The 23,126-nt window shown below is 57.2% G+C and carries 20 protein-coding genes and 3 pseudogenes; 13 read left to right on the top strand and 10 right to left on the bottom strand.

Translation table 11 applies throughout. The annotated features are described in order from the left end of the window. Nucleotides 1–665: 665 nt before the first annotated feature. Nucleotides 666–2,378, top strand: coding sequence for an AIPR family protein (locus tag P0D96_RS44655; protein ID WP_408320452.1), 1,713 nt, complete (start codon nt 666–668; stop codon nt 2,376–2,378). A gap of 318 nt (nt 2,379–2,696) precedes the next feature. Here P0D96_RS44655 and P0D96_RS44650 read toward each other — a convergent pair whose 3' ends face one another. Beyond that, nucleotides 2,697–3,626: a LysR family transcriptional regulator gene (locus P0D96_RS44650; protein WP_408320454.1), complete on the bottom strand. Its 930-nt coding sequence runs from the start codon at nt 3,624–3,626 to the stop codon at nt 2,697–2,699. Between the two features lie 117 nt (nt 3,627–3,743). Here P0D96_RS44650 and P0D96_RS44645 point away from each other — a divergent pair, with 117 nt between their 5' ends. The 4 genes and pseudogenes from P0D96_RS44645 to P0D96_RS44630 all read left to right on the top strand — a co-directional run bounded on the left by P0D96_RS44645 (nt 3,744) and on the right by P0D96_RS44630 (nt 6,724). Further along, nucleotides 3,744–4,757 carry a zinc-binding alcohol dehydrogenase family protein gene (locus P0D96_RS44645; protein ID WP_408320450.1) on the top strand — a complete coding sequence of 338 codons (1,014 nt, stop codon included), beginning with the start codon at nt 3,744–3,746 and terminating at the stop codon, nt 4,755–4,757. A 24-nt stretch (nt 4,758–4,781) separates the two neighbouring features. Next, nucleotides 4,782–5,207, top strand: a complete 426-nt coding sequence (locus P0D96_RS44640) for a GlcG/HbpS family heme-binding protein (protein ID WP_408320448.1) — start codon at nt 4,782–4,784, stop codon at nt 5,205–5,207. A gap of 362 nt (nt 5,208–5,569) precedes the next feature. Further along, nucleotides 5,570–5,902, top strand: a pseudogene (locus P0D96_RS44635) (SDR family NAD(P)-dependent oxidoreductase); the annotation flags it as partial. Nucleotides 5,903–5,965: 63 nt separating this feature from the next. Beyond that, a complete protein-coding gene (locus tag P0D96_RS44630) occupies nt 5,966–6,724 on the top strand; it encodes an SDR family oxidoreductase (RefSeq protein WP_408320446.1) in 759 nt (252 codons plus the stop codon). A 220-nt stretch (nt 6,725–6,944) separates the two neighbouring features. On the opposite strand, the pseudogene P0D96_RS44625 reads toward P0D96_RS44630, so the two are convergent. The 6 genes and pseudogenes from P0D96_RS44625 to P0D96_RS44600 form a co-directional block, all read right to left on the bottom strand. Continuing rightward, nucleotides 6,945–7,078 (bottom strand): annotated as a pseudogene (locus P0D96_RS44625) (IS30 family transposase); the annotation flags it as partial. Nucleotides 7,079–7,342: 264 nt separating this feature from the next. Then, nucleotides 7,343–7,546 (bottom strand): annotated as a pseudogene (locus tag P0D96_RS44620) (cupin domain-containing protein); the annotation flags it as partial. Nucleotides 7,547–7,814: 268 nt separating this feature from the next. Beyond that, nucleotides 7,815–8,972: a porin gene (locus P0D96_RS44615; RefSeq protein WP_408320444.1), complete on the bottom strand. Its 1,158-nt coding sequence runs from the start codon at nt 8,970–8,972 to the stop codon at nt 7,815–7,817. A gap of 76 nt (nt 8,973–9,048) precedes the next feature. After that, entirely contained in the window at nt 9,049–9,549 is a 501-nt protein-coding gene (locus P0D96_RS44610) for a hypothetical protein (RefSeq protein WP_408320442.1), read from the bottom strand. A gap of 25 nt (nt 9,550–9,574) precedes the next feature. Continuing rightward, complete coding sequence (locus P0D96_RS44605) at nt 9,575–10,132, bottom strand: cytochrome b (RefSeq protein WP_408320440.1); 558 nt, start codon at nt 10,130–10,132, stop codon at nt 9,575–9,577. Nucleotides 10,133–10,449: 317 nt separating this feature from the next. After that, nucleotides 10,450–11,421 carry a LysR substrate-binding domain-containing protein gene (locus P0D96_RS44600; protein WP_408320438.1) on the bottom strand — a complete coding sequence of 324 codons (972 nt, stop codon included), beginning with the start codon at nt 11,419–11,421 and terminating at the stop codon, nt 10,450–10,452. A 104-nt stretch (nt 11,422–11,525) separates the two neighbouring features. Between P0D96_RS44600 and metC the strand changes: the two genes are divergently transcribed. From metC to P0D96_RS44565, 7 genes are all read left to right on the top strand, one after another. Beyond that, nucleotides 11,526–12,677, top strand: a complete 1,152-nt coding sequence (gene metC, locus P0D96_RS44595; RefSeq protein WP_408320436.1) for a cystathionine beta-lyase — start codon at nt 11,526–11,528, stop codon at nt 12,675–12,677. Beyond that, nucleotides 12,674–13,555 (top strand): ABC transporter substrate-binding protein, encoded by an 882-nt coding sequence (locus P0D96_RS44590; protein ID WP_408320434.1) that lies wholly within the window; start codon nt 12,674–12,676, stop codon nt 13,553–13,555. Before metC ends, P0D96_RS44590 begins: the two co-directional genes overlap by 4 nt. Before the next feature lie 3 nt (nt 13,556–13,558). Further along, nucleotides 13,559–14,209 (top strand): amino acid ABC transporter permease, encoded by a 651-nt coding sequence (locus P0D96_RS44585; protein ID WP_408320432.1) that lies wholly within the window; start codon nt 13,559–13,561, stop codon nt 14,207–14,209. After that, a complete protein-coding gene (locus P0D96_RS44580) occupies nt 14,206–14,976 on the top strand; it encodes an amino acid ABC transporter ATP-binding protein (RefSeq protein ID WP_408320430.1) in 771 nt (256 codons plus the stop codon). Before P0D96_RS44585 ends, P0D96_RS44580 begins: the two co-directional genes overlap by 4 nt. A gap of 808 nt (nt 14,977–15,784) precedes the next feature. Next, the gene (locus P0D96_RS44575; RefSeq protein WP_408320428.1) at nt 15,785–16,765 is read left to right on the top strand and encodes a tyrosine-type recombinase/integrase; all 981 of its coding nucleotides are present in this window, start codon (nt 15,785–15,787) and stop codon (nt 16,763–16,765) included. After that, on the top strand, nt 16,762–17,724 hold the full coding sequence (locus P0D96_RS44570) for a tyrosine-type recombinase/integrase (protein ID WP_408320426.1): 963 nt from the start codon (nt 16,762–16,764) through the stop codon (nt 17,722–17,724). Before P0D96_RS44575 ends, P0D96_RS44570 begins: the two co-directional genes overlap by 4 nt. Then, complete coding sequence (locus P0D96_RS44565; protein ID WP_074169365.1) at nt 17,717–18,724, top strand: site-specific integrase; 1,008 nt, start codon at nt 17,717–17,719, stop codon at nt 18,722–18,724. The genes P0D96_RS44570 and P0D96_RS44565 overlap by 8 nt, the downstream gene beginning before the upstream one ends. Nucleotides 18,725–19,909: 1,185 nt before the next feature. Here P0D96_RS44565 and P0D96_RS44560 read toward each other — a convergent pair. From P0D96_RS44560 to P0D96_RS44550, 3 genes are all read right to left on the bottom strand, one after another. After that, a complete protein-coding gene (locus P0D96_RS44560; protein WP_408320423.1) occupies nt 19,910–20,491 on the bottom strand; it encodes a DUF7686 domain-containing protein in 582 nt (193 codons plus the stop codon). Then, entirely contained in the window at nt 20,488–21,018 is a 531-nt protein-coding gene (locus P0D96_RS44555; protein ID WP_408320421.1) for a hypothetical protein, read from the bottom strand. The genes P0D96_RS44560 and P0D96_RS44555 overlap by 4 nt, the downstream gene beginning before the upstream one ends. 179 nt (nt 21,019–21,197) lie before the next feature. Continuing rightward, on the bottom strand, nt 21,198–21,848 hold the full coding sequence (locus tag P0D96_RS44550; protein WP_408320419.1) for a hypothetical protein: 651 nt from the start codon (nt 21,846–21,848) through the stop codon (nt 21,198–21,200). A 701-nt stretch (nt 21,849–22,549) separates the two neighbouring features. Between P0D96_RS44550 and P0D96_RS44545 the strand changes: the two genes are divergently transcribed. Further along, nucleotides 22,550–22,819: a DUF1488 family protein gene (locus P0D96_RS44545; protein WP_408320417.1), complete on the top strand. Its 270-nt coding sequence runs from the start codon at nt 22,550–22,552 to the stop codon at nt 22,817–22,819. Nucleotides 22,820–23,126 lie beyond the last annotated feature (307 nt).

The raw sequence follows: 23,126 nt of genomic DNA, 5'->3' as shown, positions 1-23,126 counted from the left end.
TTAAATACCGGCGCGTTGGTCAACTGCAAGGGTTGCGAGTGTCGCCGCATATCTACATGAGCGAAGCGGACCTTGACGTATTCGTCGATGCACTGCACGTGGCCGCGAAAGACGCTGACTAAGCCGGACGTTTCGCTCAAATATAGGCACGCAACCGGGTCGCGGACATTGACTCAGCGAAAAGGCTTTCGAGTCTCCAGGGCTCATGCATCAAAACGTCAATCTCAGGAACCGGTCGGCAGGTATTCCCGGAGGTAAACCGACAAGGGCGTTTGCAGCGGCTGTTACCTCCTGTCTTTTCCGAAGGATGTAAAGCCGAGCACAATCCGGTCAACAAGCGGCCGTTCGACTTCAAATGCGGTAGTCGGCGCCGCACGGGTTTGAGTGACCGACAGGGGTCGATCTGAGCCGACCGCGTCAGACTGAGACCGGCCATAAAGAGCCGTAGGTGACCGGGAACGGAATAGCCGACAAACATCAGTCTGCGGACATTCATCAATGACGGCCTGCAGGTTTCCCCGCAAACATCGGTTAACGCGCGGCCGAGTAGTTTTCGCGCCGGCAGGGGTGCCTTCCTGATTGCCAAGGTGTTGTTGTATTATCGACCATAGAGATTGACGCTCAATCTTGGGTATGCGTCGTTATTGGCTTAGTTCGGGGATCGAATGGACGTCGTTACAAGCAGCCTTCTAAAAGAATTCGTTAACAGTCAGAAAATTGCTGCAGAAACTGAAGCTGCGCAATTTGAGGCTTTCGTCAACTACATCACGATATCGGACATCTATCCCGAGGAGTTTGATTTTACATCCGTCGGAACCGGCGAAGGTGAATTTGGGCTCGATGGGATTGCCATAATAGTAAACGACATTCTCGTTGATGACGAAGAGCAATTGGACGATCTGGTTGCACATGCCCCTAGCTTGAATGTGCAATTTGTATTTCTGCAAGCGAAGACAAGCGCCGGCTTTGACGGCGGTGAAATGTTGAAATTTTACGAGGCCGTCGACGATTTTTTCGATCAAAACGTGAAATTTAAGCAGAACGCAAAAATACAAGAACTTCAGAGGGTTAAAAACAAGATTTACGAGTATGCATCGAAGTTCACGCGAGGCCTTCCGAAGGTCAACTTGTACTATGCGAGCACTGGCACTTGGACAGAGGATCAAAACCTGTGTGTTATGAGAAACAAAGCACTGAAGAGGCTCGACGATCGGCATATCTTCAGCTCTTGCGTTTTTCATCCCTTGGATGTAGGTAAGGTACAGAAGCTCTATTTCCAGACGAAAAACTCGTTTAAAACGACAATTCAGTTTCAGCAGAGCCTTGCTTTGCCGGAGATACCGAAGGTCCGTGAATCGTACATCGGCCTCTTGCCAATCAGCGAGTATGCAAAAGTGATCACCGACGACGAAGGACTTGTTCGTCGAAAACTGTTTTTCGACAACATCCGTGACTTTCAAGGAGAAACGGATGTTAACAAGTCCATCGCGAAGACTCTGACGTCGGATGAGCATATCGAGTTTCCGCTTCGAAATAACGGGGTCACGATTGTTACCAGAAAATTGCAACGTGTCGGCTCGCAGTTCACGCTCGAAGACTTTCAAATTGTGAACGGATGTCAAACTAGTCACGTTATTGCTGCGAACAAGAGCGAGAATAATGCCGCGACTCTAATTCCGATCAAAATAATTGCAACAGAGGATGAAGAGGTCACGCGAAAAGTCATCATAGCGTCTAATCAGCAAAATCGCGTCGATGAGGATAGCTTTTGGGCATTGGACCCGATACAAAAAGCAATTGAGATATATTTTGAGTCAAAAACAGACGATTTGCGTCTGTACTATGAGCGCCGCCCAGGGCAGTTCAATACGATGCCTGGCATCGAAAAGGTACGTATCATCACAAAGGATTCGCTACTAAAAAATTATGCGTCGATATTCTTGGAACAACCGAATCAAGTAGGGCGATATTACAAAGACCTAACGCCATTGATCGGAAAAGAGATTTTCAATCCGAAACACGAGGTTCATTCATATTACACGGCAGCGTATATTGCGTATCGGCTCGAGTTCATGTTTCGAAACAGACGGCTAGCTCCAGAGCTCAAGCCGTTCAGGTTTCAGCTCGCGATGGCAGCTCGGTTAATCGTAGAAAAACAATACGGTCTCGAGCCAGATAAGAAACGAAGCCGTGCGTATTGCGTGAAGATTGACGATGTCATGTCGGACGTCGAAGAGGCGCAAAAGATTTTCGAAGCCGCGCAGGAAGCGATCCACAAGGCAGTGAATGACTTGGGGGCGAGCGATGCCGGTCTAGACAGGCGAACCGCCAAGATGAAAGACATGCGCGACAAGTTGCGCGAAGTCATTGGAAGTTAGTAACGGTTAGCTGCGCCCCCGACGTCCAATCACCGATTTATCCGAAGGCCCCCCCTGCTAAACGACCGTTCACGTGGCGGGAGCGGCCGTTGATCGTTCGGGGCAAAGGTCCGCTCCGGGTCGCGTGCTGCCGATCGCAGCCTCGCGAGGTTCAGGCCGCGTATGCTCATTGCGTGAGGCTGCACCCGGCCAGGAACAGCCGTCCAACCAAAGTCGGAAAGGGATAATCGAGCGTCAGCAACATGTCTGTGAAGCGACGCACACAGCGCCTGAGCCTTCGATCGACTCATTGAGACGATCACGAAAGGGCGAACTTCGTTACGTAGTTCGGGAGCTACCCGAGGGGTAGGTGGCAAGCAACGCAGAGCAACGCTCGCGCAGGAAGGCATGCAACTCGTTAATCGCCGGCGACAGTTGCGCCCGGTGAGCACAAATCAAGTGCAGCGGCGCGGGCTCGCAATACTCCGGCGGAAATAACTCCACCAGTTGCCCTGCCTTCAGATCGTCGATGAGGTCCAGTCGCGATTTGTAGACAAGGCCTTCCCCGGCTATCGCCCAGCGACGAACTGCATCGGCATCGTCGCTGATGCGATTGCCTGTGACTGCCACGGTGCGCTCGCCGCCAGGCGGGGTAAAGCGCCAGCGTTCATGTATCTGCTCGCTCCAGACGTACCGAAGGCAGTTGTGTCGCCGCAGGTCCTCAACTTTGGCCGGTGCGCCATGCCGTTCGAGGTATGACGGCGCTGCACACAATGCGCGTCGGTTGTTGTCAACCAGTTTCATGGCCACAAGAGACGAATCTGGCAGCGCTCCGTAGCGCACGACTGCATCCAGCGGCTGGCGGACCAAGTCGGCCGCACGGTCGCTCATTTTCACGTGCAGCGACAAACCAGGGTGGCGGTGCTGGAATTCATCCAGCCACGGCAACAGCAGGTTTCGACCAAAGTCGGACGGCGCGGACAGCCGCAGCGGCCCGGACAGCGCCCCCCGGCCGTTTGCCAGGGCCTGCTCGCCTTGCACCAGCGCACCAATCATGACCCGCGCATGCGGCAGATAACGCTCTCCAGCCTCCGACAGTTGCATGCTTCGCGTCGAACGGGTGAACAGGCGCGTGTCCAGCGCCTTTTCGAGCCGCTGCACTGACGCACTCGCATGTGCGGGCGCGATATTCAGCTGGCGCGCCGCCTCCGAGAAGCTGCCGTAGTCCACCGTGTGCACGAAGATCTGAACGTCATCGAGTCGAATCATTTTCATTGAAACGCCGAAAGTGTTTGGGCTCGGCGGGTATTTATCCGTATATCGATGAAAGATAACATAGTCTCAAACACCCTTGCATAGTCTCAAACACCCCTGGAGACCACGTGTATGAAAGCCATTGGCTTCTATCAGAACCATCCCATCAGCCACCCGCAGGCGCTGCAGGACATCGAGCTGCCGACGCCGGAGCTGCGCGACCACGATCTGCTGGTGGAAGTGAAAGCGGTGTCGGTCAACCCGGTCGATACCAAAATCCGGCGCGGTGGCGATATTCCAGAAGGGGGTGCGCGCATCGCCGGCTGGGACGCGGCGGGAATCGTCCGCGCAACCGGAGCGTTGGCCTCGCGCTTCAAGCCAGGCGACCGTGTCTGGTACGCCGGTGATATCAAGCGGCCCGGCTGCAACAGCGAACTGCACGCCGTGGACGAACGCATCGTCGGACCCATGCCTACATCACTGGACTTCGCAGAGGCCGCGTCGTTGCCGCTGACGACGATCACTGCGTGGGAGCTGCTGTTCGACCGCCTGCGTGTTCAGGCAGCGGACCCGACCGACAACAACGTGCTGCTCGTAATTGGAGCGGCTGGCGGCGTCGGCTCGATTCTGACCCAGTTGGCGCGCGAGTTGACTGGTATGACCGTCATCGGCACGGCCTCGCGGCCGGAAACCCGCGAGTGGGTGCTGGCACATGGCGCGCATTACGTGCTCGATCACCGCCAAGCGTGGGCACCCCAGTTGGCCGCGCTCGGCATCGAGCACGTCACCCACGTTGCCGGGCTGAACGACAGCGCCGCTTATGTGCCGCAGATCGCCGGCGTGCTGCGTCCGGAGGGCCAGTTCGCACTGGTCGACGACCCGGTGGGACTGGATATCGGACCGTTCAAGGCGAAGTCCATTTCGATTCACTGGGAGCTCATGTACACCCGCGCGATCTTCACCACCAGCACGATCGCACGGCAACACGCCTTGTTGCGCCGCGTGGCGGAACTGGTCGATCGGGGCGACCTCAAGCACACCCTGACCCGACGCATCGACGACATCAACGCCGCAAGTTTGGCCCAGGCGCATGCGCTGGTCGAGGCCGGCAACATGATCGGCAAAGTCGTCGTCGCCAACCGCTAAACCATTCTGACAACGAGCATAAACATGACATCGCAAATCATCAGCACGACGACCATCAGCCTCGAAGCCGCGCAAGCATTGCTGGCAGAGGCGCGCCGCGCCTGCGCAGCGCGCGGATTCGCAGCGACGATCGCAATTACCGATGCAGGAGGCCACCTGCGCGCTTTCGAGCGCGCAGACACGGCTCCTTTCCTTACCGTTGGCGTCGCCATCGACAAGGCATGGACCGCCGCCTCGTTCGGCATGGCCACGCACCAATGGAATCAGTACATGGCCGAAGCCACCGTTGCCCCGCTGGCGCATCATCCGCGTCTGACGCCGGTAGGTGGCGGCGTACCGCTCTTCCACGAAGGGCGTCTCGTGGGTGGCATCGGCGTTTCTGGCGGAACATCCGTTCAAGACCATGAGGCCGCCGAGGAGGCGCTGCGTAACGCAGGGTTTCTGCAATGAGCCGGACGTGGCCCCCGCATGTCTGTGGCAGCCGCATTTATTGGAATAACTCCGCTTCGCGCCAGTGCGCATACGCCGCTCAACCCTCGCGGCCCGACGATCTCCCGTCCGTCTTAATCTGTGAGCTGCCATTCGCGCGATGGGGCTATGGCCGTCCGCTACGGGTCGACCTGAGCCGGTCGCTGTCGGGCTCAATTCGGCCAAGAGCGGTCCGTCGACATCAATGCCCAGATCGTCGACAATCCAGTGCATTCTCACGCAGAACAATATAGGTCAGTTCGAAGGCATTCGCTCATGGGCCGTGATTGCCAGCCGACCAGTCACCCGTCCACCCTGTGATGTGTCTCAGAGGAAATTATGATTACAGCGTGAGCAAGGCTGCGGTTAACGCATTTACCGAGTCCATGGCGCTGGAGGTCGAGCCGTTCGGCGTGCGTGTTCGACTTGTGTTGCCGGGCCGCGCCCCACACCTGGTTTGGCGGGAATGCGCGGGTCCGCGCATACACGGCTTCGACCACGCGGCCTACGCCGATCTTGCCAGCAAGACTGTGGCGCGGCTGCAGGACACGTCTTCGCCGGTCACTCGGGCACAGGACGTCGCCGAGGCCGTGTGGCGCGCCGCGACGGACCCGTCATCTCCAATGCGCATCCCGGCCGGCGCAGATGCCGAAGCATGGGCGACTGAGGTTCGCTGACCGGGCGGCACGGATTGAACATGGCTTTTACGCGCGCGAGCGCATTACCAGAAGGAGATTGCAATGCAGGGCAAACCCGTTGCTCTCGTAACCGGGGCGAATCAAGGGATCGGTCTTCAGATTGCAAAAGATCTCGCGGCACGCGGCTTGACTGTGTTGGTAGGGTCGCGCAGCCTCGAACGCGGGGAGGCTGCGGCCAGAGAAGTTGGGCTGGGCGTGTTCGCGCTCCAACTCGACGTGACGGATCAGGCTTCGATCACATCTGCGGCGGAGCGCATCCGAACCGAGTTTGGCCGCCTTGACGTGCTCATCCAGAACGCAGCCATCTCGAATACGAAGAAGCAGCCCGGTCAGTCCACCGAGGAGTACGCAAGAACGACGCGCCCGAGCAACGTGGCTCTCGATGAAATGCGCGCGGTGTGGGACACGAACGTGTTCGGCGTGCTCGCTGTGTACCAGGCGATGCTGCCACTTTTGCGCAAGACGCCGGGTTCCCGCATCGTTAACGTGTCGAGTGGCGTTGGGTCGTTGACGACGAACTCGGACTCGGCCTTCCCCTACCGCGCGATCTTCGGCCCCGTGTACCCGGCGTCCAAGACGGCTCTCAACGCTTTGACAGTTGCCATGGCTATCGAACTGGAGCCAGAAGGTATCAAGGTCAATGCCGTCTCCCCGGGTTTTACAAAGACGAACCTCAACGGATACGCGGGCATCGAGACGGTCGAGGAAGGCGCTCGCGAGGTGGTGCGTGTCGCGCTACAGGGTCCGGACGGCCCCACGGGGACGTTCACGCGCTGGAAAGGAGAAACGATCCCATGGTGAGTTGAGTTTGGTGCACGTCTTCTGAGGGTTTGATGGATTGGGCTGGAGCGCATGGAACCGGGCCGTTCGCCCGAGCCCCGGTCACAGCGCTAAATTTCGCCGTTGTTGAAATGATGGCGGCTGAACGTCCGCTCCGCACATGCGATGAGCGGACGGCAGCTGCACCTGCGAAGGAGCCGTTCAGATGCTGCGAATTGAACGGCGGCTCAGGGTGGCGGATTCAACCGGTGGATGCAATAGTTTGCTGGAATCGGCGGGCGTTTCGTAGTCCAGTGTCTTTCTCGGACGCTCGTTCAATCGTCTTGCCACAGCGTTGAGTTTGGCCTGCGAATACACTGACAGGTCGGTGCCTTCGTGGTGTCGGGCGTGGGTAGATAGCCACGGCTAGCGCGGAGGCGGCTGCTGCGACGCTTGTGGACTAAGCTTCTGTAGCGCGGTCAGAAAGAAGCGCGTCAGTCGCCGAAGAAAAGTGTCTATCGGAACATTGGCGCGGCCGGTGGCCTGGTATCAAGAAGTTTCATCAAGCTTGATACTTCCCAAAAACCGTGAAACTAGGTCGTTTGTCTTCCTGCCTACGCTTCCAATGGCCACGGGCACCCATGGCGCTGCCAAGCTGCATCAGCGCGGACCAATCAGATACTGCTCGTCCGTGACAGGCTCCAGCCAGTCGACGTTTTTGCCGTCCAGTGCTTCTTGAATCGCTATGTGCGTCATCGAGGTGGTCGGAGACGCGCCACCCCAATGCTTGTGACCCGGCGGGCACCAGATGACGTCGCCAGCGCGAATCTCGACAATTGACTCGCCTTCACACTGCGTCCAACCGCCTAACAGTCATAGTGGTGACCAGCCGGCGCGATGCTGCACCGGCGCGGTCGCATCTCAGTCTTCGCCTTAAGACTGCCTCACGTTTCCGCGAGGAGTTCGTCGGTGGAGGTCTCATATGTTTTCTTGAGTCGCTCCGCTCCGAGCCAAAGGCCGCTACTCACGATTTCATCCACGAGTTGGAAAATGAGTCGTTGAGCGCAACGTCGCAAAGGGCCGTTCATTGATAGAGTCTCTATCTGGACGGCTTGCCTCGATGAGCCGTTGATTAGAACTTGTGCCGTATGCCAACGACGGTCACAAGTTGACTTCCGGTCCCGGAATTTACGCCGTATGAACCGACCGAGGCGTGCGCCGAAATAAGCGCGCCCGCGGCAGAGAGATTCGTGCCATTTGCTTTCTGGTAGCCCCCCGTCCAGTAAAGTGACGTGCGCTTGGAAAGCAGATACTGCGCGCCAAAATTTGCCTGGTGATATGACGCGTTCGCCGGCCCGTTGAGTCTGGTGAAGTTATAACCGACACCCAACAGAACGTCGGGACGTGGAGCGTAGTTCACATAGACGGCGCCGTTGTCAAACCCTGCGGCATCGGCGAAACGGGAGTTTGCGTCTCGGTTGTACTGACTATGGCTGTAGCCCGCGCCGAGAGTGAATTTCCCGAGGGCATATTGGAATCCCGCGTGGATGATGTCAATCGACTTCGCGGAGGCGAAGCCTTGATTTATCGCTGAGAAGAACAGCGGGTCCGAACTGCTTTTCCATGTACGGATGCCATTCGTGAGAGTATCACCGCCGTCCGCATGAAAGTAGCCGGCGGCCGCGCCAAGCGGGCCGGACGTGTAACTGATCGCTGCGGAGTATGTCTGGCCTGAGCCAGTGCTTCCAGCTACCCCACCAAAGGCGTAAAGCGCTTCTACCTGTACGCCTGACATGACCGGGCTGATGTACTTGATGGCGTTGCTTACACGAAGGTCGTTGTCGTAGTTGTCAACGTCACCGGGTGTAGCAAACAGACCACTGAAAAAATTGTCTTCGGTCAAAGGCTGCACAAGGTCCGTCACCGGGTCATATGTTCGTCCCAGCTTGACCGTACCGTAACGGCTAGACAGGCCGACTATCGCCGAGCGACCAAACATCCGGCCGCCTTGTCCGAGCGCACCCGTTCCCGGGTTATATCCGTTCTCCAGTTGGAAGATGGCAGACAATCCCGAACCAAGGTCTTCAGTGCCTCTCACCCCCCAACGGGAACCCATCAACGCACCGCCAAACTTCACTTGCGTCGACTGGTTTCCAGTTGACGATTGCGAGTTGTGGATATACCCAACGCCAGTATCGACGACACCGTAAAGAGTGACGCTCGATTGGGCAAATGCCTGGGAGGTTATCGCGCATCCTGCCAAGGCTAACAATACGCCGCTTTTCTTCATTTAGTTCATGTCGTTGAGTGCCGGGTCTAAGAACAGTCCTGCTTGGTTACCCAGGGTTCAGCCAGATGCTGCCGGGTCAGTTCGGGAAAGCAATGGCCTGAATGTTCGGGTAGTAGACTTCAATCTCATCCGTGTCGCCGTCCATCCTCTGGAAGGTGACGGTGAACGTGTGTTTGCCTTCCGGCGCCTCATAGACTGTCGAAGCGTCAAGATTCTGGCGGTCGTGCTCGTACTTGTCGACTTCCTGGACAGCCGGTGATGCGACATTGACACGCTTGACTGGCCGGGCAGGCTCTCCGTCCATCGTCACGAAAGCGCGGACTGAACAGGGACAGCCATTGGTGTTTTCATCGGCGATGCCACTGGTGAATTGAACGAGAACCTTCGAAGCCGTCTTCAGGTTCAGCTCAACCGATGCCACCTTTACCGGGTCTTTGCCCTTCAGGTAGACCGCGGTGTGAGAGTCAGGCTTGTTGAAGTAAGCAATGGTCGGCACGCCAGCAGCAAATGCAGCTGAGCTGATTGCCAGCGCAACGGCACTGACTGCGAGACCTGCGGGGAACTTGATTGATTTCATTCGGTATCCTTTATATAGAGGTTTTTTAAAAAGGCTTCATCCGGTTGACGAGCCCGTCTTTCAGAAAATAGTGGTGGTAAAGCGCAGCCAGCGAATGAAGTACGCTGAGCGCAATCAGCGCAATCGCCGTGTAGTAATGCCAGTCAGTAAGGAAGTGGCCCATCGCGACGTTCTTGGGCAGCGGTGCGGGAATCTTCAGGCCGAAGAATTCCCATCCGATTCCGTACGCGCCCCGCCAGACCTTGAGCGCCGGCACAATGATGAGTAGTGTGACGAGTGCACGCTGGGTCAACTTCGCGGCCCGGGCACGCCAAGGTACATCCTGCAAGGCCGGGGGCGACGGACGGCGAAAGCGCCAGAACACGCTAAACAGCATGACAAAAAAGACCGTTTCACCAATCGAGCGGTGCCAGTAGTAGTAGTTGTTATAGCTTTCGGACTTGAAGTCGAGCTTATAGAAAAGGAAACCGATGATGCACAGCGCGACCACACAGACGAAAATGAGCCAGTGGATAGCGATGGAAACCCGGTCATAAGCGGCGCGTCCGGTGGACCGCACGTGCACCTGGGATGTCGTGTACATATCTGCTCCGCCGGCGATGGCGTTTGGGTTGATGGGGTGCGACGGAATGGATAGTAGAAGTGCAAAAGGAAACCGTAAGCGTCCGACAAAATTAACCCTATAAGTCGGTGTTATAGGTTCTGATTTGGCGACGCTTTTGCTACGCCGCCCCCTGCGCTGCGGATAGGAGGATGGCGGGAGGATGAGCGAGCCTGAAACGCCGATAGGGCGGCCGTGGACAGGTGCGTGTCGGACCGTAGAAGCGACCGTTGGCGTGACGGCCGGAGTGACGAATAGGCAAGGACTCAGGAGAGCGGAATCTGTCGGTCCCGCTGGAATCAGCTGGGCCGATTTCCCGTGCGACCACCCTGTTTGCTCGCACCTTTGACGATGTCTCGGGTTTTCATTGCTCGCACGAGCTCGTCTTGGTCCAACCCGAGCTGGACACGCATCTGGCGCAGGAATTTTTTGGCGTTTTCAGCGAGCGGTGTCCCGGGGCGAAACACCAGCATTCCAGTGAACAGCACTTCAACATCGACAGGCTTGACGACCAGCCCGCGGCCGACGAAGTCGAGCGCGACGATAGGGTGAGCAATGCCAAGCCCAACGCCAGCGAGCGCCAGTTCGCAGACCGTATGCGAGTAAGGTGTTTCAACCACCGGCTTGAGTCGAATGTCCCGAGCGGAGAGTTGAGTATCCAGACCGAGTCGGGTGCTGTCCTCAGGGTTAAGTGCAACAAAAGGCAGGTCCATCATGTCTTTCATGCGGATGGACGACGACCCGGCCAGCGGGTGCGACGCGTTCATGACCGCAACGCCGGGCATGCGAACGAACTGTGAGTGCTCGAGTCCCGCCATCGACATCTCGTCTGACATCAGACCGAAATCAGCCTCTCCGGCAGAAACCTTTTCGTGTACCTGTCGCGAGCTCATGACCTGCAGTGAAATCTGTATGTCTTTCGATGGCGCATCGAACGCGGCGATGACCCGTGGCAAGAACCCCGTTCCAAGCGCCGGGAAAGTCGCAATTGCCATGCGGCCGAGCCCATACGAGCGAAGACTTCTGATTCGGTGCTCGATTACTTCGTAGCCAATAAAGTAGCGGTCTACATCACGCATCAACGCGATGGCCTCCTGGGTTGGTACCAGCCGGCTACGAACCCGCTCGAACAGCTTGAAGTTCGCCATGTCCTCGAGACGCCGAATAGCCTGACTGACGGCGGGCTGTGAGACACCTAACAGTCCGGAAGCTTTGCTCGTACTTCCCGCGTTCATGACGGCACGGAAAATTTCTATGTCTCTGATGCTCATAACCTGAACTTATTGACCTAATTATTTCCGATGTTGCCGATGGTTAAGCAAAAAGTAAACTGACGAATATTGGTTCACTATCCGACAACCCTTCAGAGCACACGATGAAAAGTTCCACTCAGCCGTTCCGCAGCCTTTCACCCGCAGTGATGCGGGCCTCCACGGTAGTGTTCGACTCCCTTGCCGATTTTGCGCGACGCAAGGAGCGTCAGCCGGACGGCTACAGTTACGGCATTACCGGCACTCCGACTGCACGCGAACTCGAGCGCCGAATCGCCGAGCTTGAGGGAGGCGCCCATTGCGTGGTCACTCCGTCGGGGCAGTCTGCGCTGATGACAACTGTCATGGGCTTCGTGCGTGGCGGCGACCATCTGCTCATTTCGGCCGCGTCTTATGGCGCATTGAAAACCTTTGCGCAGAAATGGCTTGCAGACTTTAACGTCGAAGTCGAACTCTATGCGCCGGCTATCGGAGCCGAAATCGAGAAGCTCATCCGACCCAACACCCGAATGATTTGCATGGAGTCGCCGGGCACGGTCACGATGGAGATGCCGGATGTCCCCGCAGTCGTGGCTGCAGCAAAGCGTCACAACGTGATGACGATGATGGACAACACATGGGCGAGCCCGTTGGGATTCAAGCCGCTTGAGCACGGTGTTGACTTTAGCATCGAAGCTGCCACCAAGTTCTTTGGTGGTCATTCGGACCTGCTGGTTGGCAGCATTAGCATGAACGACTCGGACTATTACGCTATTTTGCGGGAGACCCAAAGTATTCTCGGTCAGCAGACAAGCCCGGACGACTGTTTTCTTGTGATGCGTGGTCTCGAAACGCTGAAGGTCCGCTACTTCGCGCAGAGCGCCTCGACGCTGCGCATCGCAGAGTATCTGGAGAGACACCCGCAGGTAGAAAAGGTGTTATTTCCGGCCCTTCCTTCGGACGCGGGGCATTCCATCTGGAAGCGCGACTTTTCGAGTAGCGGCTGTCTCTTCTCGCTCATTCTGAAGGATGCACCGGAAGACGCCTTCACTGGTTTTTTCGATTCGCTCAAGCACTTTGCAATCGGCGCCAGCTGGGGCGGCGTCCACAGCCTCGCGGCATATTACCCGGCACCCTTGCAGGCAAACCGTCCCTTCCCATTGACAGACCGACCAGTTGTCCGAATCTCCATCGGACTTGAAGATACCGAACTGTTACTCGATGACCTGAGCGCTGCGTTGGAGGCATTCGGCCGTGCTCGTTCTGAACAGGCTTGAATACCTTCAACTGCATCACTCAGGGCAGCAATGAGGAAAATATGAGAGCGACCACAATTGTGCGACATGTGCTTGTAGCAGCGACAGCAGTCCTCTGCCTCGCCAACGTTACATCTGGCAGCGCGTTCGCGGCAGACCTGCTCGCACAGGCAAAAGCGAATAAGACGCTCCGTGTCGCAAACACGCAGAGCAGTCCGCCGTGGAGCCTGCTGGACGACAAAAATCAACCCGCGGGTTACGACGTTGCAGTAGCAAAAGAGGTCGGAAAGCGGATTGGAGTTCCCAATGTCGTGTTCATTGCCGACTCTTTCAAGAATTTCGTCGAGGGACTCAAGGCGGACAAGTACGACATTGTAATGAACGACCTGACGCCCACAGCAGAGCGGGCAAAGCAAGTTGATTTCGGTGACCCGTATGGCGTCGAGGAATTTCGAATCTTCGTTCGAAACGAAAATAGCAGTATTCGTAGCCGGGCGGACCTGAAGGGCAAACGTGTCGGTGTAACGACTGGCTCAAGCAACGAATCATGGTCTCGGGCACATCTCAAGGACTCGGACATCCGGTCCTATGACAACGGTGGTCTCGTGTTTAACGACCTCGGCAGTGGCCGTATCGATGCCGTTATCATTTCTCATTTCGGTGGGATGAAATACGCGAACGTCAATCACCTCCCAGTGAAGGAAGTGGGTGAGCCTCTCATCTATCAGCTTTCTGCGCCTGCTATGGCGAAGGGACAAACGGCGCTTCGAGCGGCAGTCGACAAGGCAATCGCGGATATGACCGCTGACGGTACGCTCGAAGCCCTTTCCAAGAAATGGGTCGGACCAGACTTTGACATGGTCGGCACTATCGCCAAGGCGAAGGAACAGAAGGAGTAAGCCATGCTGGAGCTTTTCGAGCGCTCGTTACCCCTACTTAAGAGCGCAGTATCGATGACAATCTTTCTGGGGCTTACTTCCTTTGTGCTGGGCTCGGCACTCGGTCTACTCGTCGCGTTATGTCGGATTTCGGACATGCGTGTCCTCCGAGGCTTCGCTTTCGCGTACGTATCAATCTTTCGCGGGACACCGCTACTTGTACAAATTCTTCTTATCTATTTCGGATTGCCACGGTACGGCATCACACTGGACCCAGTACCTGCGGCGTTACTGGCACTGACATTATTTTCTGCAGCCTACCTCAGTGAGAATTTTCGCTCAGGAATTAACGCAGTGGACAAGGGGCAGTGGGAAGCCGCGGTGTCTACAGGCATGGGTTATTGGAAAACGATGTCGCGAATCATCCTTCCTCAAGGGCTTCGCATCGCCATTCCACCGGTGGGTAGTCGCATGATTGCGCTTATCAAAGATACTTCTCTTGCGTCGACTATCACAGTTGTCGAACTGACCCGCGTTGCAGACCAGGTTGGCGCGTCTACCTTCCGATACATGGAGATGTTTCTGATGGTCGGGCTCATCTACTGGTTGATTAATCAACTGCTGACCGTCGCCCAGACGATTCTTGAAGGCCGTGTATCGAGGCGGTATGTATGAACCGAAACCCTAAGACTGTCGAAGTTCGCGGCTTGCAGAAGCGTTTTGGCGATAACCTTGTACTTCGAGGTGTGGACTTTGAAGTATCGAAAGGTGAAGTCGTCGTCATCATGGGGCCATCGGGCTCCGGGAAAACTACGCTCCTGCGTTCTTTGAACTTTCTTGAGAAACCCGACGCCGGAACAGTCAGCGTTTGCAACATCGATGTCACCTGTACAGGTCTTAACAAGCCATCTCGCGAGACACAGAGAAAGATTCGCGAGATTCGCCAGCGAACTGCAATGGTATTTCAGTCGTTCAACCTCTATCCGCACATGACAGCCTTGCAGAACGTCATGGAAGGGCCTGTCAGCGTCAAAGGCGTGAAGAAAGCCGAAGCCGCGGCACGGGGCATCCGGCTGCTGGAGCAGGTAGGTCTCGGGAGCAAAGCAGATGAATATCCAGGCCGTCTGTCGGGCGGGCAAAAGCAGCGCGTGGCGATTGCTCGTGCACTGGCGATGGAGCCTGAGGTTATTCTTTTCGACGAGCCCACTTCGGCGCTGGACCCTTCGTTACGAGAGGACGTACTTCGCGTGATGCGCGATCTCGCTGGAAAAGGCATGACGATGCTAGTAGTTACTCACGAGGTTCGATTCGCGAGAGATGTCGCAGACCGAATCGTCTTCATGGATGGTGGTGTGGTAGCTGAAAACACCAACCCCGAAAAATTCTTTGGAGCAGCGAGCAGCCCGCGCGTGCGGCAATTTCTAAATCTGATTGGGACTTGAAACCCTTGTGGCTTCGTGACGGTGGTACGCTTACCACCGTGACGACCGCAACGCCAGCAAGCCGCATCCAGATGCATCGCCAGCTGAGCTTAGAATCGCTGTGCGTCCAGCCGAAGAAGGTGTGTACGTAGACATCGTAAAACGCAAAGGTGCGAAGTTCGAAGGCGAACTGACCGTCAATGTGCGGCCCCAGGTCAACGCTCATAACCCCGCGTGGTCGTGCCATTCGAAATCGAGGCTCGAGCAACAGGCGATGCCTTCGCCTAAATTGAAGATGCCGCCCCGCGTTGGAGCGGGTGAACCGCAGCCAGCAGGAGTGGGACAACGCCTGCATTGGGATGCCTCAAGATTCCGCGTCCGTGCGCGTGGGTGGCAATAATGCGCAGCCGCAAATTATGCGGAGTTTGCATCGTACGGCTCGTCACGAGCGCCAGTGCGACGCGCCTTGCAGGGATCTGTGGCTCGCAGCAAACTGCACATAAAAAAGATGCTTTCCTGTTTGGGTTGTTACCCATTCAGGAGAATCATCGTGATCGGCTTGGTTCCTCTTCGACCGCAGCCTCAGGCGTGGTTGTGGCGCAGCGTCCTTTCTCCTTTCGCAGAGCGCTACTGCGAATATCTCGTTGATACCGGCTACGCGGCCGGCACCGTCAACCGCTACGTGAGGTGCGCCGCGCACTTTGCGTATTGGCTTACAACGCACCGTATAGCCGTAGCAAGTGTCGACGATCGACTTGTCTGCAGGTTTGTGAACGACCATTTGCGGCGATGTACCTGCCCAGATCAGATTCCGAGGTGTCGGACAGACGTGAGTGCTGCACTTCGGCATTTGCTGGTCGTGTTGGGCGCATGCGGTGTCCCTCGGTTTCTGCAGGCAGAACCGGATTCGGTGCAACAGGAGGTGTGTCGCTTTACTGACCACCTCAAGGACGTTTGCGGCCTAGCCGAATGCACGCGATATCAGCGTGGTCGAATCATTCGCGATTTCTTGCATCAGCGTTTTGGTCGCAAACACATCGACATGGAGCAGCTAACGATTCGGGATATCCGTCGTTTCGTTACGCGCTACCCTGACGGGTGCAATGCTGGAGCCGCTCACGTAGCGGGCGTGACGTTGCGCAGTTATCTGCGATTCAGGACCATGCAATATAACGACCCGGTCGAAGAGCTGATCGCGGCAGTACCGAACGTGGCTGGATGGAGGTTGGCGGCGCTGCCTGAAACGCTTTCGGATGCAGCGATTGAGCAGTTCCTGAACTCCTTCGATCGCGCGACTGCGTCCAGCTTACGTGATTACGCAATGGCGCGCTGTCTGGCTGATCTTGGGTTGCGGGCTGCGGAAGTCGTGCAAATCCAACTCGACGATTTAAACTGGCGCGAAGGCACGCTGCAAATCCGTCGCACCAAATCGCGACGGGGCTACGTCATTCCGTTGCCCGAGCCAACAGGTCGTGCGATCGCCGACTATATCCGGTTAGCCCGAAGGAAGACGACGACCTCCCGTGCTGTCTTTGTCCGGCATTACGCACCCGCCGACGTTCCGTTGGGAACCGGGCGCGTCCATCAGGCCGTGCATGCCGCATATGTTCGCTGTGGCTGGACTGAACAATCTGGAACCCATCTTCTGAGGCACAGCGTGGCCCGACGGCTGCTTCGTTCCGGCTCGTCGTTGAAGGAAGTGGCTGACGTATTGCGCCATCAGAGCATCGACACCACCGCGATCTACACGAAGATCGACCTGCGAAGCCTGGAGGCCGTGGCGCTTCCCTGGCCGGGGAGCAAATCATGAAGCGTCCTGTCAAATCGGCACACACAATGGTATCGCTGGTGGAAACGTATCTCGCAGAGCGTCGCTGTCTCGGCTTCGACCTTGCGATCTCGGGGCAGGTGCTGATGAACTTCGCCCGCTTCGCGGATACGGCGCACGATCGCGGTCCGATCACCGAAAGTCTGGCCCTTGCCTGGGCACACTCGACACCGAGCCAAAGGTCCATTACCTGGGCGCGTCGGATCGAGGTAGTGCGCCCCTTCGCGAAGTACCTCAGGCAGTTCTATCCCGATACGGTTGTTCCGCGACGCGACTTGTGCGGGAGGGCCCATCGTCGTCTGGCGCCGCACATCTACACGGAGCAGGAACTCGGCGAACTCCTCACGGCGTCGGCGGCGATGTTACCCGTCGGTTCGATCAGACCGCTTACATATGAAGCGCTGTTTGGTTTGATTGCGGCAACCGGCTTGCGTATCTCGGAAGCCATCAATCTCTCTCGAGACGACGTGAATCTTGCTGAGGGCACGCTCACAGTGCGCGAGACGAAGTTTCACAAGTCGCGCCTTATTCCGATGCATCCTACCGTAACTCTGGCCATGAAGCGTTACGCTGCTCGCCGTGCGCTGGTCGTCGCCGCAGAGCCGTGCGATTCGTTCTTTGTGAATCTTGATGGCAGGAAGTTGCAGGCCCGAACGGTGCACTGGGTGTTCGGTCGGCTTCGCGAGCAACTCGGGTGGACTTCTCGGGGTGACCACGCGTTACCTCGAATCCATGATCTTCGCCACACGTTCGTGTGCCGGTGCATCCTCAAGTGGTATCAGGACGGCGTGAACGTCGACAACCGGATGATTGCGCTGTCGACATATCTGGGGCACGTGAAGCCGAGCGATACCTACTGGTATCTGACTGCGGTTCCCGATCTCATGGAAATCGTGAGCCGGAAATTTGCGTGCTTTGCCGAAGGGGTACGTCATGACTAAAGCCTGCCTAGTTCCTTCCTTCGCGACGCTCCTGCAGGACTTCTTCGTCGAACGGTTGATGCAGCAACGCGCGGTGAGCCCGGAGACGATATCGAGCTACCGCGATTCGTTTCGTCTGTTTCTTCAGTTCGCATCGGATCGCCTTGGCAGGTGCCCAACTGATCTGAAGCTGTCGGACATGGATGCGCCGCTGATCTTGGCGTTTCTGCGACATCTCGAGGTTGAGCGGCGCAACAGCACGCGGACCCGCAACGTTCGACTCGCAGCGTTGCGCTCGTTCTTGAAGTACGCGGCACACCGTGACGTCGCGTCGTTGGCCGTTATACAGCGCGCACTCTCCGTGCCGATGAAGCGGTGCGATAAACCTATGGTCGGATTCCTGTCACGCGAAGAGATTCAGCAACTGTTGACGGCGCCTGACCCGGACACCTGGTCGGGTCAACGCGACAGGGTTCTGCTGGCAACGATGTATAACACGGGGGCGCGCGTCTCGGAGATGCTGGCACTACGCGTCAGTGATGTCGTGCTGGGTACATCACCCTTCGTTCATATTCTTGGCAAAGGACGCAAGGAACGAACGGTGCCTTTATGGCGATCCACGGCTAGGCTCATCAAGGGGTGGTTGCCGCAGATCCAGGATGCATCAAGTCAGAGGCTCTTTCCAAATCGATCGGGAAACGCGATGACACGCTCCAATGTCGCCGATCGAATGAGAATTGCCGTAACGCGCGCGAAGGACCAATGTCCGCAACTCGCCAAACGGCGTGTTTCTCCGCACCTGGTTCGTCACGCGACTGCCATGCATCTACTTCAGTCAGGCGTCGACCTCTCGGTCATCGCCTTGTGGCTGGGACACGAAAGCCCATCGACAACACACTGCTATATGGAAGCCGATCTGACGATGAAGCAGCGAGCGCTGAGCAGGATTCAGCCACCGGAAGTGAAGAACCGTCGCTATCGACCACCGGACCGCATCCTCCAGTTCCTTGAGTCGCTGTAATTATGCGTAGCTCGCCGAACCGCGAATCCCTGCAGATCGCGTCGGCGACTCGCATGGCACTCTTCGACAATGAGTAACTCCGCATAATTTGCAACTGCGCATTATTCCGACAATGCACATAATTGCATTGTCGGAACAACCGCTTGTTCGCGCCGGCCACCTCGTCCTGGGTGAGAGCAGACGCGTTTCGGGCAGTTGCCCCAGCATGTAGCATGCGATGCTGCGGGCAATGTGTGTTGACACGTCCTGCCGGATGCGTTCCTCCATGGACGCGCGATCGGTCTCGGTGTCGTACTCGAAAATCCCGGCACGCCACACACCCTCGATCACCCGAAAACTCAACACGTTGCGACGGACCCGCGTACTCGAGATCTCGATGCGCGGCGTGCTGACGAGGCGAAACCGGTCGGCTGGGCATGCAGTCGGCAGTTTGGATAGATCTGTTCGTGTCCGCGCCGGTCAGGAGAGCCCCATATTTTTAGACGGGAAGTTTGGCTGCGCAACCGATCGCCAATCGTCACGATGTTGAGTCCGAGGAGACGTTTCTGCAAAACGCGGGAACAATTTCATGCGGGCCAATGGCACGCGTTGCTTTGCATCAATCTGTTTCTTGGTGCAGCCGGCCGGTTGGGGCCTCGCACAGACGCTGGGAACAAGTTTGCTTCGGGAAGCTTTGCGGAAGATTGTTCCTCCGACGGGCGTTTGAGGCATTTTGTAACTTTCCCGACGCCTCACGCACGTCGCCTAATTTGAATTCCGACGAAAGTGCTCCCGCTTGAGGGGACCCCGTGCAGTGACAGGGAGGCAGGGCTCGTGGGATCACACGACGTTTGTTTCACCTCTAGAGCTAGAAACAAATTTCTGCAAGAAGCGGGAACAGCTTTATGCAAACCGACGGCGCACCGGCGATAAGCATTTAGGATTGCTCAATTTTACATAAAAGAAATGATCGATTTCGTTGACTTTCTTGGCAATCACAATCCAACTGCCAAACTTTTTTGTTGGCCGTACGCACGGTTGCGTCGGCGCCGGGCGGACCGCGTAGAGATGCACTCGATGTAGTCGCGAGTTGCGTGCACTGACGCAGTGCTCGGCCAATGAGAGCAAAATTTCTGCAAAAATCGGCTCGAGCCATTGATCACAGGATGATTTTCAGTTCTGGCGCCTGCGGCGAAATCTTGGGAATCAAACGTCATCGGCCAGGTCCCTGATCTCGAGCCTGAATTGCCAGCCTTCAAAGGCACCGAGCATACGCCCGAAATCGTCCCAACCGATTTCCCTGCCATCCACGACAACGACAGGAATGTCGCAGGATCCTGCCGGATCGGACGAAATAAGTCCCCGCACGGTTTGGTCACGGATCTGGAACTGGCTGCCGTTGATTGCCAGATCCTTGACTGCCAATGCGCGCCTCACTTTTTCAACGAGGCGGCCAAGCAGGGTCAGCACGTCATCTTCCGGTTTGCCGATGATGCGGAATTCATAACCTGCACGGAACCCGTCCTGAATCTCGAAGGCATCAAGCACGAGCATGGTGCGCAGCAGACGCATCTGGAAATGGAACTGGTGCGCGTTGCCGGCGCAATCCATCATCCGGATCGGCTCGAGCCGCACGTTTTCGAAGTCAGTCACGCCATGGCGCCTCGCGACTTCCGCATTGAAACACTGGGTGCAAAGCAGGCGGTAACCTCCTTCGACAGAGCCGTAGTGGATTGCATCGTACGCAGCAGTGGGCTGCGCACACTGTTCGCATCGGTCTTGATTCATTTGGCTCTCCGTGGTCGGCCAGACGGTTTTCTGGACGTGGGCATGGGGACGAACGCGATGCAGTTTACGAGGTTGGCTGCGGCTAGCATCACGTACCTGTCACTGGCTTCCGGATCGATACGTTCAAGCCAGTCCGCCGTCCGTGCCGATATGCATGCCAGCAGGTTCTGCTCAGGATGGTCTCCCATGTATTGCTGCATCAGACGATCCTGCTGCGACGGGCTCAGGTCTTCGCCCAGCCTGACGGTGGTCACGTAAATCCGCTGCTGCAAGTCCTGATCGTCTTCTGTGATCAGCGGCCACGACCGGCCGGACTCCTTCATCGCCTGAAAGCAGAGAAGCAGAAGCTCGATGGCGAACTCGGTTTTTTCCATCGAAACACCGAGCTTCGGAAGGACGAGAACCGAGCCGAGCATATGAGGCTGGGCAAGGAATATTTCGTCGGTCAATGCCTCTTTCTGTTGGAGGTTCATAGCCTCTACGGCTCTCATCGCCCGTGCCGCTGCCTCCAGCGAAATGCGGGTCATTCGGTTTTTCTCCTGTTACGGATGATGTGTAAATCGCTGGCCGGTTATCGCCGACCGGGTCGGTCTTTGGCGATTGGTCCTGGTGTGCACGTCGTCCGTCGTCCCGCCCGGAAATGCGATGGAATCACGCTCTGGCATTTCGCTGCCCGTTCGCTTGAGCGGCAGACAAGGCCGCAGGATCAGCGTACTCCATCCTTGCCGCCTGCGTTCGGATGCCAGATTCCTCCGTCCGGGGCGCGCCGGTCGATGCGCAGGATGCCCTTGTGCAGATAAGGTGACCCCCTCGCGTCAAGCCGGGCGCGCATCCTGTGATTGACGTCGTTGTTGGGATAACCCGGATGTTCCGACGTGTTGGCATCGTGGATCACGACGCTGATCGCTTCTTCCTCAGTCAGATGACATTGCTTACGCTTGTGTTCATCGAACACGAAATCCGTCGCGATAAGCGCGAAACCCTGACACCGGTTGGGATCATCATCGTGGTCAGGCTGGATGTCGCCGCAGCGCCAGCAGAAGCCGGCGGAGCCGAGAAGTTCGAGGCGAATATGGAAATCGGAATGGTTCATCTCGACTGGCGAAGCGGGGTTGCGGCGGCTATTTGTGACAGAGGCTTGCCGGGTTACGGTTCCTGCAGCTTTCCTACGGTGGGTGCGGCGGTCGTCCTCGACGTGCAGATGGGATGCCGGTCGTTGTGATCGACGCGTGCCGCAGATTCTGCTGGGTGAAGGGCAGGTCGGTGCCGACGTCCGTCTGATGAGGGTCGGCACTGTGGCGAACCCGTGCGTCCAAGCGCGACGCAGCGCTGAGTGGATCGTCAGGCGCCAGCGCATCGGCGGCGCGCCGAAACACCGTCCTGACAATCAGGCAGACCGCCGCTGACGTCAGATGTCACGCGTCATCGCAAGTGATGCCCATCACTGCCGGACCAGGCTCGACACGACGGTACCGATGGCAGCCCTAGAAAGGCCTCGTACCGTGCAAAGTCGGCATCGACACCGGGAGCCCGCGTTCGGGCGCGACCTTGCCGATGACGTGCAGCCACCATTTGCCGCGGCCGCTGGAAGAAGTCGGGCGCCCTGGCGTTCGCGGCTTCCAGGACGCGCAGCGCGGTGCAGGAGCCGGACCAGCCCGCGGCTGCGCTCGTTGTGCTACTCATCGCGCTCGTCAACCACCGCGGACGCCGTAAATACAGCTTTGGTGTCTTCGGCAAGGCCAGTATCCGTGGAAGCGATCAGGCCACATGGTGTTCCTGAAAAAGCTCACCGTAACGAGAACTGTGAATCACGAAATACGCAACTAACTGTCTATGCCGGCTGCGCAAACGCCAACCCAGGAACCGTCTGCAGGGGATGGGCTACGTGAATCATGGTCTGACACTATATTTCCTCTAGCCATTCTCGCTCAGGGGCGCCTCGCGGAACTGAATTGTGCTTCCGTCGACGATTGCGCAGCAGCTGGCTTCTGGTAGATTGATTGTGGCGCGGCGCAGTGCAAATACAGAAGACCGCGAACGATTTTGTTGAGGGAGGTTATGGAAGTTCATGATCCCGCAGCCGCCGTCTCGCCGGATGGGCGCGCCGTGGTTTTCACGCTGTCTGTCCGCGGCCGCGAGGTCGAAGGTGCCGTTGCGCGTGACGCACTCGAACAGCATTTCTGGCTGACGCGTGGCGCCGACGCGGCGCGCACACTCAGGACATTTGAAAACGGCCGCAACCGCATCGTCGCGGTCGCGCAAAGAAAGCACCTTGCGCGGCCGGATGCGCCGCTGTGGCTGACCGTCGACGACTTTGTGACGCGGTAACCGACCGTTTGCAGGCTGCAGCGACCGTCGCGTTGGTACGTGTCTGCCGCACATAAAAGCACGATCGTTCAAATGTTGTTAATTAAGATTATGTAAAATTGTCAGGGCAATTAACAGAAACTGACAGCCGTGTCGGCTTTGGCAACCAGACATGGAGAATACAAGAAGACGCTGCACTGGCCATTGCGAGTGGCGATTGCGAACTAACTAGAAGCAACGTCCCAGTCATTTCCGTTGAGAAGCAAAGCGTCGAGGCGAGGCGAGCCGACCACCATCGTAATCTAGGAGTGTCCGACCGTCGGCATTG

This window comes from Paraburkholderia sp. RL17-347-BIC-D (assembly GCF_046027915.1).
In the GTDB taxonomy this organism is placed as follows: Bacteria; Pseudomonadota; Gammaproteobacteria; order Burkholderiales; family Burkholderiaceae; genus Paraburkholderia.
Note: the sequence above shows the minus strand (reverse complement) of the source record. Positions and strands in the feature narration are given on the sequence as shown.

Excerpts from the sequence above, each read along its gene's own strand:
- P0D96_RS44655 (WP_408320452.1), top strand. The coding sequence starts at position 666 with ATGGACGTCGTTACAAGCAGCCTTCTAAAAGAATTCGTTAACAGTCAG.
- P0D96_RS44650 (WP_408320454.1), bottom strand. The coding sequence starts at position 3,626 with ATGATTCGACTCGATGACGTTCAGATCTTCGTGCACACGGTGGACTAC.
- P0D96_RS44645 (WP_408320450.1), top strand. The coding sequence starts at position 3,744 with ATGAAAGCCATTGGCTTCTATCAGAACCATCCCATCAGCCACCCGCAG.
- P0D96_RS44640 (WP_408320448.1), top strand. The coding sequence starts at position 4,782 with ATGACATCGCAAATCATCAGCACGACGACCATCAGCCTCGAAGCCGCG.
- P0D96_RS44630 (WP_408320446.1), top strand. The coding sequence starts at position 5,966 with ATGCAGGGCAAACCCGTTGCTCTCGTAACCGGGGCGAATCAAGGGATC.
- P0D96_RS44615 (WP_408320444.1), bottom strand. The coding sequence starts at position 8,972 with ATGAAGAAAAGCGGCGTATTGTTAGCCTTGGCAGGATGCGCGATAACC.
- P0D96_RS44610 (WP_408320442.1), bottom strand. The coding sequence starts at position 9,549 with ATGAAATCAATCAAGTTCCCCGCAGGTCTCGCAGTCAGTGCCGTTGCG.
- P0D96_RS44605 (WP_408320440.1), bottom strand. The coding sequence starts at position 10,132 with ATGTACACGACATCCCAGGTGCACGTGCGGTCCACCGGACGCGCCGCT.
- P0D96_RS44600 (WP_408320438.1), bottom strand. The coding sequence starts at position 11,421 with ATGAGCATCAGAGACATAGAAATTTTCCGTGCCGTCATGAACGCGGGA.
- metC (WP_408320436.1), top strand. The coding sequence starts at position 11,526 with ATGAAAAGTTCCACTCAGCCGTTCCGCAGCCTTTCACCCGCAGTGATG.
- P0D96_RS44585 (WP_408320432.1), top strand. The coding sequence starts at position 13,559 with ATGCTGGAGCTTTTCGAGCGCTCGTTACCCCTACTTAAGAGCGCAGTA.
- P0D96_RS44580 (WP_408320430.1), top strand. The coding sequence starts at position 14,206 with ATGAACCGAAACCCTAAGACTGTCGAAGTTCGCGGCTTGCAGAAGCGT.
- P0D96_RS44570 (WP_408320426.1), top strand. The coding sequence starts at position 16,762 with ATGAAGCGTCCTGTCAAATCGGCACACACAATGGTATCGCTGGTGGAA.
- P0D96_RS44565 (WP_074169365.1), top strand. The coding sequence starts at position 17,717 with ATGACTAAAGCCTGCCTAGTTCCTTCCTTCGCGACGCTCCTGCAGGAC.
- P0D96_RS44560 (WP_408320423.1), bottom strand. The coding sequence starts at position 20,491 with ATGAATCAAGACCGATGCGAACAGTGTGCGCAGCCCACTGCTGCGTAC.
- P0D96_RS44555 (WP_408320421.1), bottom strand. The coding sequence starts at position 21,018 with ATGACCCGCATTTCGCTGGAGGCAGCGGCACGGGCGATGAGAGCCGTA.
- P0D96_RS44550 (WP_408320419.1), bottom strand. The coding sequence starts at position 21,848 with ATGCGCTGGCGCCTGACGATCCACTCAGCGCTGCGTCGCGCTTGGACG.
- P0D96_RS44545 (WP_408320417.1), top strand. The coding sequence starts at position 22,550 with ATGGAAGTTCATGATCCCGCAGCCGCCGTCTCGCCGGATGGGCGCGCC.